The organism is Novosphingobium sp. BL-S-32 (genome assembly GCF_056857055.1).
Genome location: NZ_CM166477.1, coordinates 440,943 through 465,645, shown reverse-complemented (window position 1 = coordinate 465,645; position 24,703 = coordinate 440,943). Strand labels below are relative to the sequence as shown.

17 protein-coding genes are annotated in these 24,703 nt (G+C 66.0%); 14 read left to right on the top strand and 3 right to left on the bottom strand.

The genetic code is table 11. The features are described from left to right. The first annotated feature begins 32 nt into the window (after positions 1–32). Together AC1VVK_RS18875 and AC1VVK_RS18870 are read left to right on the top strand one after the other, a co-directional pair. On the top strand, positions 33–731 hold the full coding sequence (locus AC1VVK_RS18875; protein WP_482906314.1) for a response regulator transcription factor: 699 nt from the start codon (positions 33–35) through the stop codon (positions 729–731). Further along, entirely contained in the window at positions 728–2,092 is a 1,365-nt protein-coding gene (locus AC1VVK_RS18870; protein ID WP_482906313.1) for a HAMP domain-containing sensor histidine kinase, read from the top strand. The genes AC1VVK_RS18875 and AC1VVK_RS18870 overlap by 4 nt, the downstream gene beginning before the upstream one ends. Here AC1VVK_RS18870 and AC1VVK_RS18865 read toward each other — a convergent pair. Further along, complete coding sequence (locus AC1VVK_RS18865) at positions 2,055–3,038, bottom strand: YeiH family protein (RefSeq protein ID WP_482906740.1); 984 nt, start codon at positions 3,036–3,038, stop codon at positions 2,055–2,057. The two genes, AC1VVK_RS18870 and AC1VVK_RS18865, sit on opposite strands and share 38 nt — an antisense overlap. A 197-nt stretch (positions 3,039–3,235) precedes the next feature. Between AC1VVK_RS18865 and AC1VVK_RS18860 the strand changes: the two genes are divergently transcribed. The 9 genes from AC1VVK_RS18860 to AC1VVK_RS18820 all read left to right on the top strand — a co-directional run bounded on the left by AC1VVK_RS18860 (position 3,236) and on the right by AC1VVK_RS18820 (position 14,348). Then, a complete protein-coding gene (locus AC1VVK_RS18860; RefSeq protein ID WP_482906312.1) occupies positions 3,236–4,111 on the top strand; it encodes a LysR substrate-binding domain-containing protein in 876 nt (291 codons plus the stop codon). A gap of 43 nt (positions 4,112–4,154) precedes the next feature. Next, positions 4,155–4,670, top strand: coding sequence for a GNAT family N-acetyltransferase (locus AC1VVK_RS18855; RefSeq protein WP_482906311.1), 516 nt, complete (start codon positions 4,155–4,157; stop codon positions 4,668–4,670). Between the two features lie 187 nt (positions 4,671–4,857). Then, on the top strand, positions 4,858–5,556 hold the full coding sequence (locus AC1VVK_RS18850) for a CDP-alcohol phosphatidyltransferase family protein (protein ID WP_482906310.1): 699 nt from the start codon (positions 4,858–4,860) through the stop codon (positions 5,554–5,556). A 90-nt stretch (positions 5,557–5,646) separates the two neighbouring features. After that, positions 5,647–6,099, top strand: a complete 453-nt coding sequence (locus tag AC1VVK_RS18845) for a carboxymuconolactone decarboxylase family protein (protein WP_132391410.1) — start codon at positions 5,647–5,649, stop codon at positions 6,097–6,099. Beyond that, positions 6,090–6,971, top strand: coding sequence for a sigma-70 family RNA polymerase sigma factor (locus AC1VVK_RS18840; RefSeq protein WP_482906739.1), 882 nt, complete (start codon positions 6,090–6,092; stop codon positions 6,969–6,971). Before AC1VVK_RS18845 ends, AC1VVK_RS18840 begins: the two co-directional genes overlap by 10 nt. Before the next feature lie 616 nt (positions 6,972–7,587). After that, positions 7,588–10,029 carry a TonB-dependent receptor gene (locus AC1VVK_RS18835; protein WP_482906309.1) on the top strand — a complete coding sequence of 814 codons (2,442 nt, stop codon included), beginning with the start codon at positions 7,588–7,590 and terminating at the stop codon, positions 10,027–10,029. A gap of 38 nt (positions 10,030–10,067) precedes the next feature. Beyond that, positions 10,068–11,474 carry an MFS transporter gene (locus tag AC1VVK_RS18830; protein WP_482906308.1) on the top strand — a complete coding sequence of 469 codons (1,407 nt, stop codon included), beginning with the start codon at positions 10,068–10,070 and terminating at the stop codon, positions 11,472–11,474. 49 nt (positions 11,475–11,523) lie between these two features. Beyond that, positions 11,524–12,477: a TauD/TfdA dioxygenase family protein gene (locus AC1VVK_RS18825; RefSeq protein ID WP_482906307.1), complete on the top strand. Its 954-nt coding sequence runs from the start codon at positions 11,524–11,526 to the stop codon at positions 12,475–12,477. 173 nt (positions 12,478–12,650) lie between these two features. After that, positions 12,651–14,348: an arylsulfatase gene (locus AC1VVK_RS18820; RefSeq protein ID WP_482906306.1), complete on the top strand. Its 1,698-nt coding sequence runs from the start codon at positions 12,651–12,653 to the stop codon at positions 14,346–14,348. Positions 14,349–14,395: 47 nt separating this feature from the next. Here AC1VVK_RS18820 and AC1VVK_RS18815 read toward each other — a convergent pair whose 3' ends face one another. Continuing rightward, complete coding sequence (locus AC1VVK_RS18815) at positions 14,396–17,401, bottom strand: TonB-dependent receptor (protein ID WP_243652760.1); 3,006 nt, start codon at positions 17,399–17,401, stop codon at positions 14,396–14,398. 335 nt (positions 17,402–17,736) lie between these two features. Between AC1VVK_RS18815 and AC1VVK_RS18810 the strand changes: the two genes are divergently transcribed. The 3 genes from AC1VVK_RS18810 (at position 17,737) to AC1VVK_RS18800 (ending at position 23,411) form a co-directional block, all read left to right on the top strand. Then, positions 17,737–19,662: a rhamnogalacturonan lyase gene (locus AC1VVK_RS18810; RefSeq protein WP_482906305.1), complete on the top strand. Its 1,926-nt coding sequence runs from the start codon at positions 17,737–17,739 to the stop codon at positions 19,660–19,662. Between the two features lie 294 nt (positions 19,663–19,956). Then, positions 19,957–22,734: an exo-rhamnogalacturonan lyase family protein gene (locus AC1VVK_RS18805; RefSeq protein ID WP_482906304.1), complete on the top strand. Its 2,778-nt coding sequence runs from the start codon at positions 19,957–19,959 to the stop codon at positions 22,732–22,734. Next, positions 22,731–23,411, top strand: coding sequence for a DUF6250 domain-containing protein (locus AC1VVK_RS18800; RefSeq protein WP_482906303.1), 681 nt, complete (start codon positions 22,731–22,733; stop codon positions 23,409–23,411). The genes AC1VVK_RS18805 and AC1VVK_RS18800 overlap by 4 nt, the downstream gene beginning before the upstream one ends. Before the next feature lie 169 nt (positions 23,412–23,580). Here the strand turns inward: AC1VVK_RS18800 and AC1VVK_RS18795 are convergent, their stop codons facing one another. Beyond that, on the bottom strand, positions 23,581–24,573 hold the full coding sequence (locus tag AC1VVK_RS18795) for an alpha/beta hydrolase (protein ID WP_482906302.1): 993 nt from the start codon (positions 24,571–24,573) through the stop codon (positions 23,581–23,583). Positions 24,574–24,703: the final 130 nt, after the last annotated feature.

Sequence of the window (24,703 nt, the reverse complement as noted above, 5' to 3'; positions counted from 1 at the left end):
GCGGCAGCCTGCGTCATCAGGAGCGCGTGGACGTGGATTCCAAACGCATTTTGCTGATCGACGACGATCTCGAACTGGGCGCCATGCTGGGCGAATATCTGGAGAGCGAGGGGTTCAGGGTCGAAGTCGCCACCGATGGCCATCAGGGCATCCGGCGCGCGCTGTCCGGCGAACACGACGCCGTGATCCTGGATATCATGCTCCCCCGATTGGGCGGCATCGAACTGCTGCGCCAGTTGCGGGCCGCCAACGACGTGCCGGTCATCATGCTCTCCGCGCGCGGGGACGAGGTGGACAAGGTGATCGGCCTTGAACTGGGTGCGGACGACTATATCGCCAAGCCCTGCTACCCCCGCGAACTGGTGGCACGGCTGCGCGCCAATATACGGCGTCACCAGCCGCGCGACGGGCGCCCGCCGCAAGCCGCACAGACGCTCTCGATCGGCGGGCTCGACGTCCAGATCGCCGCCCGCAAGGCCGCATGGCGCGGTGCACCCGTCGAACTGACCCCGTCCGAATTCAACATCCTGCTGGTACTCGTCCGCGCCGGAAACGCCGTCACCACCAAGGACGATCTGTCGCTGCGCGGTCTCGGCCGGGCGCGGCAAAGCTATGATCGCAGCGTCGACGTCCACGTCAGTAACTTGCGCATCAAGCTCGAAGGCGCCTCGCAAGGCGAGGCCGGAATCGAGACGGTGCGCGGCGTCGGCTACAGGATCCGCACCCAATGACACCGTCATTACAGGCCAGAAGCGGGCGCCGGCTGTTCTGGAAGATCCTGCTGTCGTTCCTGTTCACATTCGTGGTGATGACGCAGGCCGTCTGGCTGCTCTTCCAGTTGCGCACGGACCGCGAACCGCCGGCCCCGTTGATGACCCACCAGGTCGGGCCCGCCGTGCTCGAAGCGGGCGCGCAGGCGATCCAGGCGGGCGGCGCGGCACGTTACGTCGCGATGCTCGACAACTTGCCGGAAGACCAGCGCAAGCGGCTTGAACTCGTCGCTCCCGGGCAAGTCGTGGCGCTGCCGGGCGCGGGCGATGTCGAAAACGCGGTCATGGAGCGCAAGGTCCGCGATCCCGCCGGCACCGAGTACCAGTTGCGCTTCCGGTACCACCGCGACATGCGGAAGTGGCGGCTCGACATTCCGCCCGAGCTGGCGATCATGGGGGTCGTCGCCGGGCTGGCGTTCAGCGCGCTGCTCGCCTGGTACCTGATGCGGCCGATCAATCACTTGCGCGACGGTTTCGCGCGATTGGCGCGCGGCGAGTTGAAAGCCCGTGTTTCCCCCGCAATCGGCTCCCGGCGCGACGAAGTGGCCGACCTTGGGCACGATTTCGACGCGATGGCGCGGCGGCTGGAGCAACTTGTCGAGAGCCGTGACCGCCTGCTCCACGATGTCTCGCACGAATTGCGTTCCCCGCTCGCGCGGCTGCATCTGGCGATTGCTCTGGCCCGCCAGTCACCCGGCCGCTTCGACAGTTCGATGGACCGCATGGAGCACGAGGTCGACCGGCTCGATGGGCTCGTCAGCGAACTGCTCCTGCTTGCCCGGGCCGAGAACGAACCGGCGGGCAGCGATGAATACTTCGACCTTGTCGGCGTGGTCGCGGAGGTGGTCGCCGATACCCGTTACGAGGCCCAGCCGCAGAATGTGCGGATCGATTTCGCGGCCGTCGGCATCGACGAGGACCAGGCACCGCCGGTGCGCGGAAACGGCGAATTGCTGCGCCGCGCGATCGACAATGTGATGCGCAATGCCCTGCGCTTCTCGCCGCCGGATTCGCGGATCGAGGTGCGGGCCGAACTGCTCCTGCGCCCCCATCGCTACCGCGTGACCGTCAGCGACGAAGGGCCTGGCGTTCCCGCCGACATGGTGGACAGCATTTTCGAGCCTTTCGTCCGCACCCGGCCGGATATGCCCCGGCCCGATTACCGCAGTCTCGGGCTCGGGCTGGCCATCGCCTCGCGCGCGGTGGCCGCCTGCCATGGCCGGATTGGTGCTGCAAACTTGCCCGCTGGCGGCCTGCGCGTCGAAATCGAGATTCCCGCGCAGTTCACGCCAGATGCAGGGCGCGCAGCAGGCACAGACTGATCGCGCCCAGCCCGGCCAGCGAGAGCACGACGGCCGCCGTAACGCGCGCGCCCGCTCCGGCGACTGTCCGCACGTCGACGCCGAGCCCCAGCGCCGCCATCGACACCACGGTAAGCAGCGTCGCCGCCCGGTTGAGCGCGGGCAACGCCGCCTCGGGAATGAGCCCCAGCGAGCGGCACAGGACAAGCGCGATGAAGCCGAGGATGAACCATGGCACCAGATGGCCGATGCCGGGGCGGGCGCACGCAGATTGCCGCGTCAGGCGCGGCGCGATCAGCGAGAGGACAAGGCAGACCGGCCCCAGCATGAGCACGCGCACCAGCTTGACGAGCGTGCCCGTCTGCACCGCCACCGGGCCGAGCGGCGCAGCGGCGGCGATCACTTGCGGCACCGCATAGACCGTCAGCCCGGCAAAGGCGCCGAAAGGCTGCCCGCCGAGCCCCAGCGCCAGCCCCAGCAGCGGAAGCCCCAGCACCACCGCCACGCCCAGTACGGCCGTGAACGCAATAGAGGCAGCCACATCGTCGCTGTCGGCGCCGATCACCGGGGCGACGGCGGCAATCGCCGAATTGCCGCAGATCGCGTTGCCGCAGGCCACGAGCAAGGCCATGCGCGTCGGCAATCCGAGCATGCGCCCAATCGCGAAGCCAAGCAGCAAGGCGCACGCTACCACTCCGGCAATTCCGAGCAGCAGCGCAGGGCCTGTCGCAAGGAGCGTTGCCCCGCTCACCGAAGCGCCCAGCAAGACCACCGCAATTTCAAGCATATATTTGGAACTAAAGGATATTCCATCGTCCCAGTGTTTGCCCGGCGTCCACAGGCTGCGCAGCGCCGTGCCCATGACGATCGCCAGGACCAAAGCCTCCAGCCACGCCCTGCCGGTCAAGACGCGCTCGACGGCCTCAAGCCCATAGGCGCCCGCCGCAACTGCCGCGCTCAACACCATCCCCGGAGAGACCCGGCGCAAGCGCGCTCCAAGGTTTTCCCGGGGAAACCATGGAAAGCCGAAGTGCGGGGAAACGCTTGAGACCATAGCGAAAAATCCTTTCGCAGGTCCATTTACGCCTCCAAAACCAATCCTTCCAACGCATCGATATTGTCATTTCAATCGTATTATCAGATCGATTGTGGCAGGCTGGCGCCATGACTCTGGAACAGCTTCGCATCTTCGTGGCCGTCGCCGAACGTGAGCATATGACCGCTGCCGCGCGGGCGCTGAACGTCACCCAGTCGGCGGCCTCGGCCGCCATCGCCGCGTTGGAAGAGCGCCATGCGGTCAAGCTGTTCGACCGCGTCGGCCGGGGCATCGTGCTGACCGAAACCGGCCGCGAATTCCTGACCGAGGCACGCGGCGTGCTGGCCCGCGCCGCCGCCGCCGAAGTGGTGCTGGAGGAACTGAGCCAGCTTCGCCGCGGCCGCCTGCGCCTTGTCGCCAGCCAGACGATCGCCGCCTACTGGCTTCCGCCGATCCTGGCCGAATTCCACGCGCGCCACCCGGCGCTGCGGGTCGAGCTTGCCATTGCCAATACCGATCAGGCCGCCGCGCGCGTCCGCGATGGCGAGGCCGACCTCGGCATCGTCGAGGGCCGGATAGACGATCCCGTCCTGGCCCGCTGGCCGGTCGGCGCGGACCGGCTGGTGCTCGTCCGGTCCGTGCCGTTCGGAAGAGAGAAGATCGACGCCGCCTGGCTGCGAAACGCCCGCTGGATCCGGCGCGAGGCCGGTTCGGGCACGCGGTCGAGCCTAGACAGCCACTTGCGGCGCCTTGGCGTCGATCCCACCGCGCTCGATGTCGCCCTGGTCCTGCCCTCGAACGAGAGCGTACGCACGGCTGTGGAAGCCGGCGCAGGCGTTGCCGCGCTATCCTCTCTCGTCGTCGCGCCCGCCATTGCAGCGGGGACGCTTCACGCCGCGCCGGTGGAATTCGGACCGCGAACCTTCCACGGCCTGCGCCACAAGGAGCGCTATCGCAGCAAGGCGGCGGACGCTCTGCTGGAAGTCATCGCGGCACTGACATGAGCGGGGCCTTTCGCCCGGCCCATCGCGCCTCTACCGTCACGCAATGATCGAAACCGAACGACTGCTGCTGCGTCCGCCCCTTTCCGCCGACTTCGAGGAATCCGCCGCGATGTTCGGCGATCCGGACGTGACCGCGCATATCGGCGGCCAGCCGCTCGCGCGGGCGGAGGCATGGACCCGTTTCCTGCGCGACGTCGGCCACTGGAGCATCAAGAGGTTCGGGCTGTTCTCGATCATCGAGCAGGCCTCGGGCCGCTATGTCGGCAAGATCGGCCATGCCCACTTCGAGCGCGATCTTGGCACCCGCGCGGCGGCAGAGGCCGAAATGTCGTGGACGCTGGCATCGGGCTTTCACGGCCGGGGATATGCCACGGAGGCGGGCCTTGCCGCGCAAGCGTGGTTCGACAAGCACATCGGCCTGCGCACGGCCTGCAGCATCGCCTCCGCCAACCACGCTTCGCTGCGACTGGCGGTGCGTCTCGGCTACGCAGAGGTAGACCAGTACCCCCGCGAGAACGGCTCACTTATCATATTGGCCCGCGATCCCGTCCGGCCCTGAGCGGGGCCCCCGAAAGGGGTGAAAGCGGGCGCTTCAACGATTGCCGATTGCCGCAAGGGGCAGAAGCGCCCACAGATGCAGGCAGGACGGGAGCTCCGAGAGGGGAAATCCGACAAGCGCCGGCTCGTTTTTTGGCGAGGCGCCTCGTCCGCACCGACACTGGCGGCGATCTGGAACGGGGAATGCAATGGCAAGTCGAGACGAGAAAATCGAAACCAAAGCCATCCAGCGCATCCAGCAGAACCTGCTGGCCCGCTCCGAACGCAAGGTGCTCAACTGGCTCTGCGCGCGCATGCCGGACTGGGTCATGCCAGACCTGCTGACCGGGATCGGCATGGTCGGCGCGCTGATGGTCTTCAGCGGCTACGTGGCAAGCAATCTTGGCGACGGCTGGCTCTGGCTCTCGATCTCCGGCTATTTCGTGCAATGGTTCGGCGATTCCATGGACGGCAGCCTCGCCCGGTTCCGCCACATCGAGCGCCCTCGATACGGCTATTTCCTCGACCATAGCTGCGACGGTCTGGCGACGACGCTGGTCGTCGTCGGCATTGGCCTGAGCGGTTATGTCCTGCTGGAAGTCGCGCTTATCGCGCTGGCGGGATACCTGCTGCTGTCGATCCACGCCTTCCTGGCGGTGCGCGTACTGGGCGAAATGAAGCTTTCCTACGCCTATGCCGGGCCGACCGAGCTGCGCATCCTGCTGATCGGCCTGACCCTGGCGATGATCCTTGCCGGATCGCAGCCGGTGTTCTTCGGCCTGTTTACCTGGTTCGACCTGCTGGTCGGCTCGATCGGACTGCTGCTGATCGTCTTCTTCATCATCCAGACCCTGCGCACCGCGCGCAGGCTGGCGCAGGACGAGCCGCCCATTCGCAAGTGGCGCTGAAAGACTATTTTCGAAAAAATTTCGCGGGCCATGTCACACCGGCCCGCGCTGTCTCGTCATGGCGGCATCCACACTGAAAAGGATCACGCCATGACTCCCCGTGCCGATGTCTACTCCGTTTCGCCCGCGATCTTCAAAGCCTGGTATGCCTTCTCCATGCAGGTCGGCGAATGCGGGCTGGAAAAGCCGCTGCTCGAACTGGTCAAGATCCGCGCCTCGCAGATCAACGGCTGCGCCAATTGCCTCAACATGCACACCGCCGAAGCGCGGGCCGCGGGCGAAACCGAGCAGCGCATCCACTTGCTGGCCGCATGGCATGAAGCCCCGTGCTATACCGATCGCGAGCGCGCGGCGCTTGCCTGGACCGATCATCTGACCGAAGTGGCCACCAAGCGCGCGCCCGATGCCGTCTATGCGGCACTGGACGCCGCGTTCGACAAGGAGGAGCAGTTGAAGCTGACCATGATGATCAATGTCATCAACGGCTGGAACCGGCTGGCGGTGGGCTTCAATCTCTACGCGCCGGAATTGGGCTGGAAGTGACCGAAACCGCCTCGGCCTCGCCCTTTGATGCCACCGGCACTTTCGACGCGCACAGGCCCGGCCTGCTGCGCGTCGCGTACCGGATGCTCGGCTCCATGGCGGACGCGGAGGACGTGTTGCAGGAAGCCTATATCCGCTGGGCGGAAACCGACCGGGCGGCGGTGAACATTCCCGCCGCCTTCCTGCGCCGCGTCGTCACCCGGCTGTGCCTCGATCACCTGAAATCCGCCCGCGTGCGGCGCGAGACTTATACCGGGCCATGGCTTCCCGAACCCGTGGTGGAGGAAGAGCCGGTAGAGGACGTGACGCTGCCGCTGCTGCTGGCGCTCGAACGGCTTTCCCCGCTCGAACGCGCGGCGTTCCTGCTGCACGACGTATTCGGCGAGAGTTTCGAGGATATCGCCGCCGCCATCGGCCGCGATACCGCTGCCTGCCGCCAGCTTGCCAGCCGCGCGCGGGCCAATGTGCGCAGCGAGCGCCCGCGCTTTGCCGTCGACCGAGCGCACGGCATGGCCATCGCCGACGCCTTCTTCCAGGCCTCTCGCGGCGAGGGCCTCGCCAATCTGGGCGCCTTGCTGGCCGAGGACGTGCGCTTCCATTCCGACGGCGGCGGCAAGCGGCCCGCCGTTGCCCGCGTGCTGGAAGGCGCGGACGAAGTGGTCCGCGCGCATCTCGCACTCGAACGCCTGCGCCGCGCGCCGTCCGCGCTGGTCCGCTACGGCTTCGTCAATGGCCTGCCGGGCTTCGTGACTCGCGAACCGGACGGCATCCTCCAGACCACGGCACTCTTGGTGGAAGATGGACTGATCCGTGCCATCTACGTCACCCGCAATCCGGACAAGCTGCGCCATCTGGAAGATTCGCTGCACTGAGAGGGTGTTTTCCGCGCTTTTCACGCTTGGCCGCGCAAGCTGCGCGATTGGCCGACAAAGGAAAGCTTGTGCTTGACCTCTCTTTCTCAACTTAATAGGTTGAGTTTACCCCGCAGATGACCGGTGACCGGGCCGGACTGCATTTAAAGGGGCCTCGGTCCGCGGCATTTGATGGGAAGCAGCTTGCTCCGCGATACCAACCGCTAAAGCGCGCGATGCTCGGGCGACAACGCCAAGCGTCGTGTTCCCCTCACGAAACGATGAGGTGATACGATGCCGAAATTCCAGACCAGCGCCTGATACCGCAGACCGATACGCGAAGGGCCAGTCGCGCCGCACCGGACAACCGTTGCGCGTGTGCCTGAAGCTGTCGGCCTGAAACCGGATCTCCAGACCCCCTCCGCACCGCGCTGAGCGCGCGGCTGCGAAGGACCCGTCGTGCCCATCGGGCATCGACCGGCAGGCCTTGCGGCGTGCCCGGCGATGCTGGTGCACGCCCTGGCGAGACGGCTTCCCGGGCCCTGCTTCTCCCCCAGCGATCACACCGAATGAATTCGCCGCCCGCAGGTCGTCGTCACGCCTGACGAACGCGGCAGTAACAGGGAAATACCGTTCAATGCTCCGCACGTCTTTCAGGAATACCGTTTCCGCCACCAGTCCCCTGGCGCTCGCCGCCGCTCTGCTTTTCGCCGTGCCCGCCAATGCTGCCGAGGCCCCTTCGGCCGATGCCGCCGCGGCCACCCCGGCCGGGAGCGCACCGGATGCCGCTGCCGCCGATGGAAACGGCGATACGGGCAGCACGATCATCGTCACCGCATCGCGCCGCCGCGATGAAAACGTGCAGGAAGTGCCGGTGGCGATCAGCGTCATCAGCGCCGCCGCGCTCGAACGCCGGGGCGACTATACGCTGGGTTCGATCCAGCAGCAGGTGCCCAGCCTTCAGGTCATCACCTTCAATCCGCGCAACACCAACATCAACATTCGCGGCCTTGGCTCCAACGTCTCGCTGACCAACGACGGGCTTGAGAACGGCGTCGGCTTCTACATCGACAACGTCTATTACGGCCGCGTCGGCCTTGCGCAGTTCGACCTCGTGGACATCCAGAGCATGGAGATCCTGCGCGGGCCGCAGGGCACGCTGTTCGGCAAGAACACGACCGCAGGCGTCATCAACGTCACCTCGCGCAAGCCCACGTTCGATCCGGAACTCTCGGCCGAAGCCAGCCTTGGCAACTATGGCTACTATCAGGTCCGCGCCTCGGCATCGGGTGGTCTGATCAAGGACCTGCTGGCCGTGCGCCTGTCCGGCGCGATCAGCCAGAATGACGGGTTCCTGTGGAACAAGACCACCAACACCCGCGCCCAGAACTATCTGAACAAGAGCATTCGCGGGCAGCTGCTGTTCACGCCCGATCCCAACCTCGAAGTCCGCATCATCGGCGACTACGCAAGGCAGAAGCAGGACTATGTCCTCAACGTCTTCGCCGGCCTGCACACGACTTATGCGGACGGCACCCCGATCGCCGGCAACTTCGCCCAGCGCGCCGCGCGCTTCCCGGGTTACACCCTGCCCGACTTCGCGCCCTTCGACCGCGTGGGCGAGGCGGACAGCCATTACCAGTCGAACATGGCCGGTTACGGCGTTTCGGGCGAAGTGAACTGGAAGCTGGGCGGACCGACGCTCACGTCCATCACCGCCTATCGCTGGTGGGACTGGGACCCGGCGAACGACGGTGACGGTACTTCGCTGCCGATCGTGGTCAAGGCCCAGCAGGCCAACCGCCAGCGCCAGTTCAGCCAGGAACTGCGCCTTGCCTCGAAGGACAATGACACCTTCGACTGGGTGGTCGGCGCCTATTACTTCTGGCAGACCGTGCGCGGCTACGGCGCAACGGGCTATGGTTCGGCAGCCCCGCTCTGGTTCCTCGGCGCGTCTAACCCGGTGAACAATGCCGCGCTCAGCGGGTACGAGGTCAATTCCTACTCCGACCCGCAGACCAAGACGCTGGCCGCGTTCGGCCAGACCGACTGGCACATCACGCCCTCCCTCACGCTGACCACCGGCCTGCGCTTCACGCATGAAGAAAAGGACGGTGTGTTCGAGCAGTGGGTGGCGCAGGCCGCCGACATTTCCGGCTTCTCCCCCGCCGTCCAGACCCAGATCCAGGCCATTCGCGCCAGCTTCAACAAGGCTGTCCCGCTCACCCACACCAGCTTTACCGACAACAGCCTCTCGGGCCTCGTCTCGCTGAGCTGGAAGGTCGCGCCGGACGTGATGGTCTACGGCAGCTACGCGCGCGGCAACAAGTCGGGCGGGCTCAACCTGACCCAGCTTCCCTCCAGCGTCACCGATCCGACGGTGAAGCCTGAAAAGGTCGACGCGTTCGAGATCGGCGTGAAATCGCAGTTCCTTGACCACCGCGCCACGCTGAACGCCGCCGGGTTCTGGACCGAGATCAGCGATTACCAGACCGCGATCACCGATCTCGATCCCTCCAACCCGCTGGTCAGCCGCCAGTACATCGCCAACATCCCCAAGGTCCGCTCGCGCGGTATCGAGGGCGAACTGACCGTGGCGGCGACGGACTTCCTCTCCTTCAATGCCTCGGGCACGTATACCGACGCCAGCTACATCAGTTACGACAACGCCCCGCAGGCGATCGAAAACCTCAACCACGGCGCGATCCAGGATCTTTCGGGCGCTCGCCTGCCCGGCGTGCCCAAGTGGGCCTGGACGCTGGGCGGAGACTTCAACCATGCGCTGGCGACGCTCGGCGGCAAGGACGTCTCAGTCTACGCCCATGCCGACTACGCCTACCGGTCGAACTACAACACCTCGGCCTCGAACTCGGCCTGGGCGCAAGTGCCCGGCTACGGGCTGGTCAATGGGCGCATCGGTTTGCGCACCGATGACGGCCTGTGGGACCTTTCGATCTGGGCCAAGAACCTGTTCGACAAGGACTACTTCATTGCTTTGGCGCCCGCGAACACCGGTGTCGTCACCGCGCAGATCGGCGAACCCCGCACGATCGGCGTCACCCTCCGCACCAAGCTCTGACCGCCGGCTCATAACGTAGCACAGGGAACCCGCGAGCCATGCATTACCAGTCCTTCGCCCGGCAACGCCTCAGCCAGCACCAGACCCACAGAAAGCTGGATGCATGGCGCATGTTCCGCCTCAACGCATTGGCCATTCCGATCTTTGCGGCGGCGCAGCCGGCAGTGGCCTTCGTACCGGCCATTCTGGCGCGGGACTATGGCATTCCGCTCGCGGGCCTCGGCCTTGTCTACCTGATCGGGCAGATCGCCAATTCGCTGCTCGATCCGGTGATCGGCGCGCTCAGCGATCGCACGCGCAGCCGCTTCGGACGGCGGCGGCCGTGGATCGCGGCCGGTGGCCTGCTGTTCACCCTTGGCATCGTCATGCTGTTCTTCCCGCCGCATGGCGCCGGACTGCTCTGGGTGAGCGCGGGCGTGTTCTGCTACTATGCCGGCCACTCGATCACGCTGACGACGGTGCTGGCCTGGTCCGGCGAGATCAGCGGCAATTACGATGATCGCACGCGCATCTCCTCGCAGTTCACGCTGCTGTCGGCAGTGGCGCTGGTGCTCACCTTGCTGCTCCCTGCCGTTGCCGACCAGTTGCGGCCCGACGACGGCCCGCTGCGGCTGACGCTGTTCGGCACGCTGATACTCGTGACGGCAGTGCCCGCGCTGCTGCTCACGCTTACCGGCGTGCCGGATCGCAGCGCGCCCGCCGACAGCGAACCTTTCGCTTTCGGCAAGTCGATCAAGGCGATCTTCGGCAACCCGCTGCTGCTGCGCGTGCTGGCGGCGGACGCGGCCGTCACTGCCGGGCAGGGCGTGCGCACCGCGCTGCTGCTGTTCGTCATCACCCTCTATTTCCACCGGCCGGAATGGGCGGCGGGCTTCTTCCTGCTCCAGTACGCGTTCGGCGTGCTCGCCGGGCCGATCTGGCAGCGCATCGGCCTCGTTCTGGGCAAGGGACGGGCCGCCGTTCTGGCCGAAGTCGCGCAGGCCGTCATCAATCTGGGGCTGGTGTTCCTCACCCCCGACCGTTTCGGTTTGATGGTCTTCCTCGCCATCGCGCAGGGTCTGACGCAAAGCTCGGGCAACCTGATGCTGCGGTCGATGGTGGCGGACATTGCCGACCTCCACCGCGCCGAAACCGGCGAGGACCGGGTGGGCCTTTACTACTCGGTCTTCAGTGTCTCGATGAAGCTGGGCCCGGCACTCGCCTTCGGCATCGCCCTGCCGCTCGTCACGGCTTTCGGGTTCAACCCCGCCGCCGCCACCAACACGCCCACTGCGCTGAACGGGTTGCTGCTGGTCTTCGCACTCGGCCCGGCACTGGGCCATGCGCTGGCCGCCGTGCTGGTCTCCCGCTTCCCGCTCGACGCCTCGCGCCATGCGGAAATCCGCCGCCAGATCGAAGCGCGCGACGATGTCTACGCCGCCGCCGCTCTGGTTCCTGCCGAATAGTTCCGCTCCCTACCCCCCATCAAGAATCCACGACGAAGGAGTAAATGCCATGACCTCGATTGCCACTTACGCCAATGCCAAGGACCCCAATTCCCCGCTCGACATCGCACCGATCACCGGCACCATCGGCGCCGAAATCCGGGGCGTGACACTCTCGGGCGATCTCGACGGCGAGACCGTGCAGCACATCAAGGACGCGCTCGTCCGTCACAAGGTCGTGTTCTTCCGCGGCCAGCACGAATTGAACGACGAGCGCCATGAAGCCTTCGCCTCGCTGTTCGGCGCGCCGGTCGCCCACCCGACGGTTCCGGTGGCCGAAGGTTCGAGCTACCTGCTCGAACTGGACAGCAAGGAAGGCTACGCCGCCTCCACCTGGCATACCGACGTGACCTTTACCGACGCCTATCCCTCGGGCTCGATCCTGCGCGCGATCACCATCCCCGAAGCGGGCGGCGACACCGTCTGGGCCAATACCGAAACCGCTTACGAAGGCCTGCCGGAAAGCCTGCGCCAGCTGGTGAACAATCTCTGGGCGGTCCACTCGAACGACTACGACTACGCGCAAGTCCTCGCCAATACGCCCAAGGCCAGCGAAGTGGCCGAAGAGCGCCAGAAGTACCACAAGAACATCTTCGCCGCGACCGTCTACGAGACCGAGCATCCGCTGGTCCGCGTGCACCCGGTCTCGGGCCAGCGCAGCCTGCTGCTGGGCCACTTCGTGAAGCGCATCGTCGGCCTCAACCAGGCGGATTCGGCGCGGCTCTTCGCGATTCTGCAAGACCACATCACCCGCCCGGAGAACGTCGTGCGCTGGCGCTGGCAGCCCGGTGACGTGGCGTTCTGGGACAACCAGGCGACCCAGCACCGCGCCGTCTCCGACTTCGGCCTCCAGCGCCGCACCCTGCGCCGCGCGACGATCGCGGGCGTGGTGCCGGTGGGCCTCGACGGCCGCAGCAGCCGCACGATCCGCAAGGAAAAGGCCACCACTTACGAACCGGCCTGATCCTTCCACCCTGTAGGGCCGACTACTGGAGCGCAATCCGTTCATTCCGAATGGAATTGCGCTCCATTTTTATCGTTTGTTTGCCGCAGTCCCGCGCCGCGCACCCAACCGCGGCGCGGGACTTTTTTGCGCCAAATTCTCCATCCCCGTTCTCGATTTTCAGGAAATCCTCGATGTCTGCCAAGCGTCTTTTCAGTTTTGCCACCGCTCTCAGTGCGGCGCTGCTTGCCACCACCGCCGCCAGCCCGGCCGCCGCCCAGAGCGCAGCCAGCGCCGCCCCCGCCACGGTTCCCTCGCCCGCGCGGCCGAACTTCCTGGTGATCGTGGCCGACGATCTCGGCTGGTCCGACCTCGGCGCCTTCGGCGGTGAGATCGCGACGCCCAATTTCGACCGTCTCGCGCTAAGCGGGCTGCGCCTCACCGGCTTCCATACTGCGCCGACCTGCTCGCCCACGCGCTCGATGCTGCTGTCGGGCACCGACAATCACCTTGCCGGGCTAGGCAACATGGCCGAACTGACCGCGCCCAACCAGAAGGAACAGCCGGGCTACGAAGGCTATCTGCGCCCCGAAGTCGCCTCGCTGGCAGAGCGCCTCGCCGCCGGCGGCTATCGCACGCTGATTTCCGGCAAGTGGCACCTCGGCCTCAAGCCCGAGCAGGACCCGCATGCACGCGGCTTCCAGTACAGCTTCGCGCTGCTGCAAGGCGGCGCCAATCACTTCGGCCTCGATCAGTCGGCCGATCCCACCAAGGGCGCGACTTATACGCGCGACGGCAAGGTGCTCGCCTCGCTGCCCGCCGGGTTCTATTCGTCCGACGCCTTTGCCGGCAACCTGATCGAAGAATTGCAGCGCAGCCGCAAGGACACGCCGGACAAGCCGTTCTTCGCCTATCTGACCTTCACCGCGCCGCACTGGCCGATGCAGGCACCGGACGAGGACATTGCCCGCCAGCGCGGCCGCTACGATGCCGGATTCGAAGCGATCCGCGCCGCGCGTCTGGCCCGGCAGGAACAGCTCGGGCTCATCGCCAAGGGCACGGTCGCCCACACCCCGCGCGCGCCGCGCGGCGGGTGGGACGGCCTGTCCGTCGCCGACAAGCGCGAGGCCGCGCGCAACATGGAGATCTACGCCGCGATGGTCGCGCGCATGGACGCAAACGTGGGCCATGTGATCGACGCGCTGCGCGCCAGCGGCGAACTCGACAATACCGTGATCGTGTTCCTGGCCGACAACGGCGCCGAGGCGCTCGATGCCAAGACCACCGGCGCCAGGATGCTCGCCCGCTACACCACGACCGCGAACAACGCGCTCGACAATCTCGGCAAGGGCACCAGCTACACGACCTATGGCCCCGAATGGGCGCAGGCCGGCACCGCGCCTTCGTGGCTGACCAAGGCCTATGCTTCGGAAGGCGGCACGCGCACCACGGCCTTCGTCAACTTCAGGGGTCTCGCTCACCCCAAGAGCATCGGCGGCGCCTATGTGAGCGTGGCCGACATTGCGCCGACCCTGCTCGATTACGCCGGTATCCCGAGCGGCGGCACCACGTTCGAGGGTCGCACCGTGCTACCGATCACCGGCAAGAGCGCGCGCGCCTGGCTGGAAGGCAAGGCCGCATTCGTCCATGCCGCCAATGAGCCGATCGGCACCGAACTGTTCGGCAGCCGCGCGCTGCGCAAGGGCGACTGGAAGGCTACCGATGTGGGCGACGGCCAGTGGCGCCTGTTCAATATCGCCGCCGACCCCGGCGAAACCCAGGACCTTTCGGACAAATATCCCGACAAGCTGCGCGAACTGGCGGCGGACTGGGATGTCTATGCCAAGGCGAACCATGTGATCCTGCCGGATCAGGTGCTCTACCGCCCGTAAATGCGGATGCCCCTCACGTGGATGTCGCCACGTGAGGGGGCACTTTTTCAGAGCTTCGCCTGAATGCCCACAAAGACGCGCTGGCCGGGGTAGTAGAGCTCCAGCGGCATGTCCTTGTTGATGTAGGTCTTCGAGTATTCCTTGTTGATGTTCTGCATCTCGAAGAACACGTCGAGGTGATACTGCGGGAAGCGAAGGGTAATCTTGCCGTCCAGGTAGCCTTCGGCCTTGCGGTAGATCGGGTTGTTGCCGTTGGTGGCGTCAATCACCGTGTCCAGCCACTTGGAACGATAGTTGTAGCTCAGGCGGGCGTTGAGCATGCCTTTGTCATAGAACACGCTGGCATTGTAGGTGTAGGTCGAAAGGCCCGGATATTCCTTCAGCGGACCGCCCGTCGCGACATTGGTGAGGTTGGTGCGGATGGCGCGGGCATAGGTGAAGTTGCCCGAGGCGCCGAAACCGTCGAGCGGCTTGGGCAGGAACGTGAACACCGTCTGCGCGCTCGCCTCGATACCGTCGAGCAGCGCACCGCTGCCGTTCACGGGCTGGCGGACGGTGTAGGTAATGCCGTCGTGGAACAGGTCCACGCCGTCGCGCAGGACGTTGCCGATCACGAAGCTGGATTCGGACTTCTTGTAATAGCCAAGGCTCAGCATAGTGTCCGGGTTCGGATACCAGGCAAGGTTCACTTCCCACTGGTCCGCGCGGTAGGGCTTCAGGTCCGGATTGCCTGCGGTGCAGACATCGTCCGCGCCGGAGATCGTCTGGTCGTCCACGCAGTTGATGTTCGGCACCAGATCGGTCGGCTTGGGCCGCGCAAGGTTCTGGGCATAGTTGGCGCGCAGATAGAGGTTGGGCTGGATTTCGAGGTTGGCGTTGAACGCGGGCAGGACATCCGTGTAGCTGTTCGAGATCTCGGCCTCTTGCGCGGCCACGACCACCGTCTCGGTGCCGCCGGTCGCATTGATGCGGGTGACGCGGCTGATGTTGGTGCCAAGGCCCTTGTCCTCGGTATGCGTCCAGCGAACACCCGCGTTGCCGGTGAGGTTCATGCCGAAGATCTGGGTGTCGATATCGAGCATGGCATAGCCCGCCAGCACCGATTCCGTGATCTTGGCGCTGGGGATCTGCGGATAGCCGTCGGCAAAGCGCACGAGGTCATGATCGAAGCCCGACAGATCGTAGATCTGCGACAGCACACTGGAATCGAAGTTGGGATAGGCCAGCCGGCTCGGAATGCCCGAAGGCGCGTTCTTGAGGCCGGTGTAGAGCGGCGCGCCGCCCGTCACCCCGCCCAGCGACGAGATCAGCGAGGCGTACTGCGCGGGCGTGATGTAATAGGTATTGCCGTTGCGCGCCTGCGTGGGGTTGTTCTGGATCGTGGTGGTGTACGAGACGTTCGCGGTCGACTGATAGGTCAGCGTCGCGGGATCGATCAGCATCGAGCCGCCGCCGAGATAGTTCAGGAACTTCTGGCGGCGAGCCTGCGCGCCGAACTCGAACTTGCTGACGATGGGGTGGTCGATCTCCCAGTCCGCATCGAACTTCAGCTGATCTTCGGTGTTGTTGTATTCGGCCGGGCGGTACTGGAGCCCGGGCCCGTAGATCGGCAGGACCTGCCCATTGGCATCGGTGCGCGTGGCGTCGGAATAGACCGACGGATTGGCCGGATCGAAGTTCGAGGGGAACTGGAAGACCGGAATGCCCTGCGCATTGTTGCGGTCGATCACGATGCCGGACACGCTCGTGCCCAGCGAAATCAGGTTGGTTTCCGAATCCGTGTGCGCGGTGGCATGCGATCCCAGGAAATCGATGTGCAGCTTGCTGAGATCCCAGCGGAACCCGCCGGAGAAGTACTTGGAATTCTGGTCATAGCTGAAATCGCGGCGCTGGACGCCGACGATGTTGGCAGCGCCGCCCCAGTTGGGCGCGGCCGCCGTGCCGAGGTTCACGGCATTGAGCGCGGTGGTCAGGCCGGTGACGACGTGGTTCTCATTCACCGTCGACGTGCCGAGCGCCACCTGCTGGCGCGATGTGCCGCCACCGGCACCGGCGGCAAGCTGCGGATCGAGGTTGAAGCGCTGTATCGTGCCGAGATCGACCGAGTAATTGACGTCCTGAAGCGTCTGGTTGCGCACGTTGATCTGCACGTTGGAATAGGCGCGGAAGTTCGGCGCGATCTGATATTGCAGCGTGAGATCGCCGGAGATGCGCTTGTCTTCGCGCACGAGGTTGCGATAGCGCGGCGTCTTCGGGGCCCAGTCGAAGAACTGGGTTTCGCAGGCGAGGCGGTTGGCGGTGGCCTTCGCCGCGCTTGCTCCGCCGACACCGGCGCAGCTCTCGTACGTATTGTAGCCCGCATAGAGCGGATCGGCGACGGTCTTCTCGGTCGAATGATCGAAGTCGGCAATGCGCGCCCAGCCCGTATTGCTGATGTAGTCCTGCCGGGTAACCACATCGCTGTACGTGGCGTTCAGCAGCACGCCGAGACCGTCGATCAGGAACCGGGGCGTGCCCGCGAAGAACGAGACGCGCGGGCGCCAGTTCTCGGTGGTGTCGAGATGCTGGCCCGACACGCTGAGCGACAGGATCGGCTTCATCAGCTCAAGCGGCTTGCGGGTTTCCACGCGCACGGTGCCGCCGATGCCACCTTCGGTAAGATCGACCGCGTAGCCCTTGTAGACGTCGATCGACTTGACCAGTTCGGCCGCCAGTTCGCGGAAGTCGCCCGAACGATCGCCGGTGGCGCTGACCTGGCTGACGCCATTGATTTCCACACGGTTGAGATCGGGCTCAACGCCGCGGATCGAGACTTTCACGCCTTCGCCGAAATCGCGGCTGAGCTGAACGCCGGTTATGCGGGCAAGGGAATCGCCGATGTTCTTGTCCGGGAAGCTGGCGATGTCGTCGGCAACAATGGAATCGACGATGGTGCGGGCCTGGCGCTTGCGGTTGATCGCCGACTGGAGCGAGGCGCGCGTGCCGACGACGACGATGTCGTTGGCGGTGGTGATCGCCTTTTCGGCGGTCTTTTCGTCGACCTTGGCGGTCACTTGATCGTCGGCCGATGGAGAGTCGCTCGGCGGCGGGTTTGACGGCGCATTTGTCTGAGCAATAGCCGGAGCGGAAACCGTCAGTGCAACGGCAAGGGCGAACCCGGAGGCTCCCTGCAACACCCGATGACCAAGGCGGTTTGCGTGAATAATGGACGTAACTTCAGCGTTCTGAGCCGGCATAGCCTCTCCCCTCTTTCCCCTGACGATCTCGCTTGTCCGGTTTTCCGGCGTCGGATCGAATCACTTTCTAGACGGACACTTATGGAACCGATATGTGGGATGCAATGCTATAATTTGGACCTTATCGGTTCCATATCAGGAGGATGATGCAAATGGCGGCCCAAATCCGTGCGCTGGCCCTGATGGCCGGGCTTGTTTCCCTGTTCCCGCTGACGGGCCCTGCCCTTGCCGCGACTCCGGCGGCGCGCATGGCTCCGGAACGGCTCGATCGCGGGGCCGTGGCGCTACCCGCCAAGGATGGCGGCGTGCTCGTGAATTGGCGGTTTTTGAACACCGATCCCAAGAATGCGCGCTTCCGCGTGTTGCGCGACGGCGCGCCGATCCACGTCACCAAGCCCGGCGAGGCGACGACTTTCGTGGATGCACAGGGCACGACAAAAAGCGCTTACACGGTGGAGCGCATCGGCGACCGCGCGGGGCCGCAGCGCGCCATGATGTGGGACAAGGGCTATCTCTCGATCCCGCTCGTCCCGCCGGCGGACGGCGTGACGCCCTCCGGCGAGGCCTATTCCTACACTGCCAACGATGCCAGCGTGGGCGATCTCGACGGCGATGGCCGCTACGAAATCGTGCTCAAATGGGATCCCTCCAACAGCCACGACAACAGCCAGACCGGCTATACCGGCGACGTCTTCCTCGATGCCTATCGCCTTGACGGCACGCGGCTCTGGCGCATCGATCTTGGCCGCAACATCCGCGCCGGGGCGCACTACACCCAGTTCCTCGTCTTCGATTTCGATGGCGACGGACGCGCCGAAGTGGCGATGAAAACCGCCGACGGCACCGTGGACGGCACCGGCAAAGCGATCGGCGATGCCAATGCCGACTGGCGCAGCACGGGCGGCGAAGTGCCGCAGCAGGACCGCACCGGCGCGAAAGTGCTGGCGGATGGCACCAAGGTCGCGCCGATGCAGGGCCGCATCGTCAAGGGCCCCGAATATCTCACCGTGTTCGAGGGCCTGACCGGCAAGGCGCTTGCCACCGCGCCTTACGATCCGCCGCGCTATCCGGGCGGCAACCCGACGCCGGAACAACTCGCCGCGACCTGGGGCGACGGCTATGCCAATCGCTCGGACCGCTTCCTTGCGGGCGTCGCCTATCTCGACGGCCACCAGCCGAGCATGGTCTTCGGGCGCGGTTACTATTCCCGCACCGCCATCGCCGCGTGGGACTGGCGCGGCGGCAAGCTGACCGAGCGCTGGCTGTTCGACAGCGCCGCGCCGGGCAACGCGGACTACGCCGGGCGCGGCAACCACCAGCTTTCCATCGCCGATGTCGATGGCGACGGGCGCGACGAGGTGATCTACGGATCGATGGCGGTGGATGACACCGGCAAGGGCCTCTGGACGCGCCCGCTGTTCCATGGCGACACCATGCATGTCGGCGATCTCGATCCCGGCCGTCCGGGCCTAGAAAAGTTCGGCGTCTTTGAGGAAATCCGGCATAATGGCGGGCTCGGCTCGGCCCTGCTCGATGCGCGGACCGGCGAAGTGCTGTGGAGCAAGCCCGCCGAGGAAGACGCCGGACGCGGCCTCGCCGCCGATATCGATCCGCGCCATTACGGCGACGAGTTCTGGGGCGCCAATTCGGATCGACTTTTCGACACCAAGGGCCAGCCGATCGGCCCGCACCCGCGCCAGACCAACTTTGCGATCTGGTGGGACGGCGATCTGCTGCGCGAACTGCTGGACGGCACCACGATTTCGAAGTGGGACTGGGAGCACGGAACCACCACGCCGCTGCTCGCGCCCGAGGGACTTGCCTCGAACAACGGCACCAAGGCGACGCCCGCGCTTCAGGCCGATCTCATCGGCGACTGGCGTGAGGAAGTGATCTGGCGCCGGGCCGACAACCGCGAACTGCGCATCTACACCACGCCCTTCGCCACCCCGCATCGCTTCGTCACGCTAATGCAGGATCCGGTCTACCGGGCGGGCGTGGCGTGGCAGAACACCGCCTACAACCAGCCGCCGCACACCAGCTTCTATCTTGGCGCGGGGCCGAACGGAGAGCGCTGAGAACGCGCCCACGCCAGCGAGCGAACGAAAGGGCACCAACTCCCAACCTTCGTCATTGCGAGCGTAGCGAAGCAATCCAGTGCAGCCCGGCGCCGCTCTGGATTGCCACGTCGGCTTCGCCTCCTCGCAATGACGAAGGAAAGGGAGAGGGACTACGGCGGTGTCAGCGATGGGTCCGAATACGAATTGAAAACGCGCAATTTACGTCGCAGCGCCAGTTGACGATTCAACCCACATAATGAAATATGATCCCACATAAGGCACTTGCGAGGTGCCACACCCAAGGGAGAGAGCATGACCAAGCCGGGCTGGAGCCGCCGCGAGATATTGGCCCAAACGCTGGCGACATCCGCCGTCGCGGGTTCCATGGCGCTGATGCCCGGCCGCGCGAATGCTGCGCCGATCGGCGCGCAGGAGCCGCTCGGCTCGGGAATCGCACCGGGAGACGACGTGGTCTGGCTCGACGGCGCGCTGCCTTCCGGCGCCGATAGCCAGAACTGGGGCCAAAGCTGGGGCCAGCCCTGGCCGCGCGGCACGCGTCTCGACAAGCGCGGCTATGTTCTCGAAAGCGCGGGCGGCGCGCGCGAGGCGCTTCAGACATGGCCGATGGCATGGTGGCCGGACGGTTCGATCAAGTGGACCGGCCACGCTCTGCCCGCCGGCGGCGGTCAGGCGAGCGGCCTGCGCGTGGTACCCGGCTCCGCAAAACCGGCACAGATCCTGTTCCTGCGCGAGGCGGGCGATACGATCACCATCACGGTCGGTCAGACGGTCTGGACCGTCGGCCGTTCCGGCGAGGCGCTGATCCGCTCGGCGCGCGTGGGTTCCGCCGAAGTGCTGCAATCGGTGCGCCTCATCGCCAGCGCGCAGGACCGGCCGGACGATGAGGACGGCGCCCCCGCTCTCGCCCGCTGGACCGGCACGATCGAGAGCGCCACGGTCGAACAGAGCGGCCCGATCCGCGCGGTCGTGAAACTCGATGGTCGCCATCGCGGCAGCGAGGGCGACTGGATTCCCTTCTCCGTGCGCCTCTATTTCCACGCCGGGGCGGACAGCGTGCGCGTCGTCCATTCGATGGTGTTTGACGGCGATCCGGCCAAGCGCTTCATCCGCGGGCTAGGCCTCGAAGGCGCGGTGCCGATGCGCGACAAGCTCCATGACCGCCACGTACGCTTCGCAGGCGAGAACGGCGGCCTCTGGGCCGAGGCCGTGCGCCCGCTCACCGGCCTGCGCCGCGATCCCGGCAAGGCCTTCCGCAGCGCGCAAGTGGCCGGGCAGGCAACGCCCCCGCTCGACCAGATGAGCCCGGCGCTGCGACAGAACCTCGATTACGTGCCCGCCTTCGGCGATTTCCGCCTGCGCCAGCCCAATGCGGACGGCTTTTCGATCATCAAGCGCACGCGGCCCGGCTTCGGGTGGATCGATGTCGATACGGCAGGCCGCTGCCCCGGCCTCGGCTATATCGGCGGGCCTTCGGGCGGCGTGGCTTTCGGCATGCACGATTTCTGGCAGCGCTGCCCGGTCGGCCTCGACGTGGCGGACGCGGCCAGCGACACCGCGCGTTTCACCGTGTGGTACCATGCCCCCGATGCCCCGGCGATGGACTTGCGTTTCTATCACGACGTCATGGGCATGGACGACTACGAGAAGCAGAACGCGGGCCTCGATGCGACTTACGAGGACTATGAGCCGGGCTGGGGCGATCCTTCCGGCGTGGCCCGCACCACCGAGTTCCGCCTCTGGGCCCTGCCCGCCACGCCCTCGCGCGAAAGGCTTGCGGCCATGGGGCAGAACCTTGCCGCGCCGCCGCGCCTGGTCGCCAATGTCGCGCGCGTTCATTCGGCCGGGATGTTCGGCCCGTGGAGCCCCATCGCCAAGGGCGGACCGCTGCGCGAAAAAGTGGAAACGCGGGCCAAGCGCGAACTCGATTTCTACATCGGGCAAGTGGACCAGCGCCGCTGGTACGGCTTCTGGAACTACGGCGACGTCATGCACAGCTATGACAACGACCGGCACGTCTGGCGCTACGACATCGGCGGCTTCGCGTGGGATAACAGCGAACTCTCGACAGATCTCTGGCTCTGGTACGGCTTCCTGCGCACCGGCCGCGCCGATGTGTTCCGTCTGGCCGAAGCGATGACGCGCCATACCGGCGAAGTCGATGTCTATCACTCCGGCCGCTTCAAGGGCCTCGGCACTCGCCACGGCGTGCAGCACTGGGGGGACAGTTCGAAGCAGCCGCGCATTTCCAACGCCGCCTTCCGCCGCTTCTACTACTACCTCACCACCGACGAACGCTGCGGAGACCTGATGCACGCGCTGGTCGATAGCGACCATGCGCTGAAGACGGTCGATATCGGCCGCAAGGTCCTCCACCGCGCCGAGCCCCTCGCCGGAACCGGCGCGGTAGTGCCGGAGCAGCCGCTGGCAGAAGGTCAGGTCTTCATGCAGTTCGGCACCGTCTGGGGCTCTCTGCTGGGCGCATGGCTGACCGAGTGGGAGCGCACGCGCGACACCCGCTGGCGCGACCGCATCGTCGCGGGCATGCGCTCGATCGCGGCCATGCCCAAGGGCTGGCTGGCGGGCGGCGGCGCCTTCGACCTTGCCAGCGGCCGCTTCGTTAGCGGCGGCAACGAGGTGAACATGAGCCACCTCAACGGCGTGTTCGGCGTGTTCGAAATCACTGCCGAACTGCTCGAACTGGTGGACGAGCCCGCCTATCGCAAGACGTGGCTGGAATACTGCGAACTCTACAACGCGCCCGAAGCCGAGTTCCGCGCCCGCACCGGCTCCCCCGGCAAGGGCCGCGCGCTGACGCAGGCGCATTCGCGCTTTACCGCTTATGCCGGGGTGCAACTCGGCAAGCCGGAACTGGTCAAGCGGGCGTGGGGCGAGTTCTTCGGCGCGGGCGACCGCGAAGGCCGAGACCAGTCGCGCGGCGCGCACCGGGTGGACGGCGCCGCCGTGCTCAAGCCGGTGGACGAGATCGCCGAAGTCTCCACCAACGACGCCGCGCAATGGGGCATCGCCGCCACCGTGAACCTCACGCTGATCGGGGACGTGCTGGAATGAGAGTGCTCGCTGCCGCCGTGATGCTGGCGCTGCTCCCGGCGGCAGCGGATGCGCAAACAGACGACGACTTCCGCCATGGCCTCTCCCGCTGGCGCGTCGAGGCCGAGGCAGCCTCGCGCGTCAGCGTAGAAGGCGGCGTGATGGACATCGATGCGCCGCAAGGAATCTCGGTCTGGTGGACCGACGAACTCACCGGGCCTGTCGCCATCGAGTACGAAGTCATGGCGGTCTCCGAAGGCGGGAAGAACGACGCGGTGAGCGACGTCAACGCCTTCTGGATGGGCACCGACCCGGCCGCGCCGGACGGATCACCGCTGACGAACCCGCGCAGCGGGGCGTTTGGGCGTTATGACACGCTGAGGACCTACTACGTGGGCATCGGCGGCAACCGCAACACCACCACGCGGATGCGCCGCTACGTGGGCGAGGCGGGCAATAGGCCGCTGCTGCCCGAGCATGACCGGTCGGACCCAGCCGCGCTGCTCGTGGCAAACCAATGGGTGCCGATGCGCCTTGCCGTCGATGGCGCGACGGTGACCGTGGATTATGACGGCAAGCGGCTCTTCACGATGACGGATGCCGCCCCCTACCGCCGAGGCTGGTTCGCCTTGCGCACGACGAAGAGCCATCTGCGCATTCGCAATTTCCGGATCGTGCCGCTTGGGGCCAAGCGCTGAGGTGAACCGGATGGAACAGCTCCTCCCTTGCAAGGGGAGGGGGACCGCCGCGAAGCGGTGGTGGAGGGGTATAATGCTCTCGGCGTGGCACACCACCGAAAGGCTGACACCCCTCCGTCAGCCCTACAGGCTGCCACCTCCCCTTGCAGGGGAGCAGCAGCGCTTAGCCTCACGCCCCGTCGGAGGGAATTTTCCACCCATGCCGCGCCCCGAACCGCGCGAAGCGCGTGAGCCACACCCCGGCGCGGCCATCCGGTTCGAACAGCGGCGCGCCGTGGCCGCCCTTTTCGATCACGTAGAGTTCGGAAGGTATCTTCGCCGCCCGGCATCCCTCGAACATGGCGAGGCTGTTGCCGCAATCGACCACGGTATCGTCCGCCGCATGGCCGAGCAGGATCGGCGGCGTCGTCGCGGGAACGTCGAGATTGACCGAATAGCGCCGCGAGAGTTCCTCGCTCGGGTTCGCGCCGAGAAGCTCGCTGCGCGACTGTGCATGGGCGAGCGGCGGCATCATGCTGACGACCGGGAAGAACATGCCCGCGACGATCGGCCGCGCGTCCAGCGCATCGGCCGCATCGACCGGCTCGTAGACTTTCACCCCCGACCGCGTGGCAAGGCTGCCGCACAAGTGCCCGCCCGCCGAGAAGCCGATGGCCGCCACGTTGGCCGGGTCCACGCCCCACTTCGCGGCATTGGCGCGGATCACGCGCATGGCGCGCTGGGCGTCCTGCAAAGGCGTGTCCGGTCCGCCGGTCCAGCCGTCATGCGGCAAGCGGTAGAGCAGTTCGAATGCCGTCACCCCCTGACTGGCGAACCAGCGCGAAGTCGCGGAAGGCTTCGTACCCATGGCGACGCGCGCATAGCCGCCGCCCGGCATCGTCAGCACCGCCGCGCCGGTGGGCCTTGCGGCCGGGCAGACGGTCAGCATCGGCACCGCGACATGGGGCCAGGCGAAATCGTCGGGGTTGCTCTTGTTGGAGCGCAGCACGCGCTCCTCGGTCACGCCGCCCTTGGGCAGCCCCGGCGGCGAGCCCGGCCAGATCGGGAAACGCTCGCCCGTCACGACGCTTTCGCCGCTTGCAGCCAGCGCCCGGCCGGACAGCAGCGGGGCCGCGGCCAAGGCAGTAAGCGAACCCAGAAACTGACGGCGGTCACTCGACATATTGCACAAAGCCTTGGAACGACAAAGAAGATGGCTGACTATATGACTAAATAGACTTCATCAACTTGAATTTTCGTGAAACATTCAATCGAATTATCTCGGATAATTCGATCGATTATCTGTTTTCAAT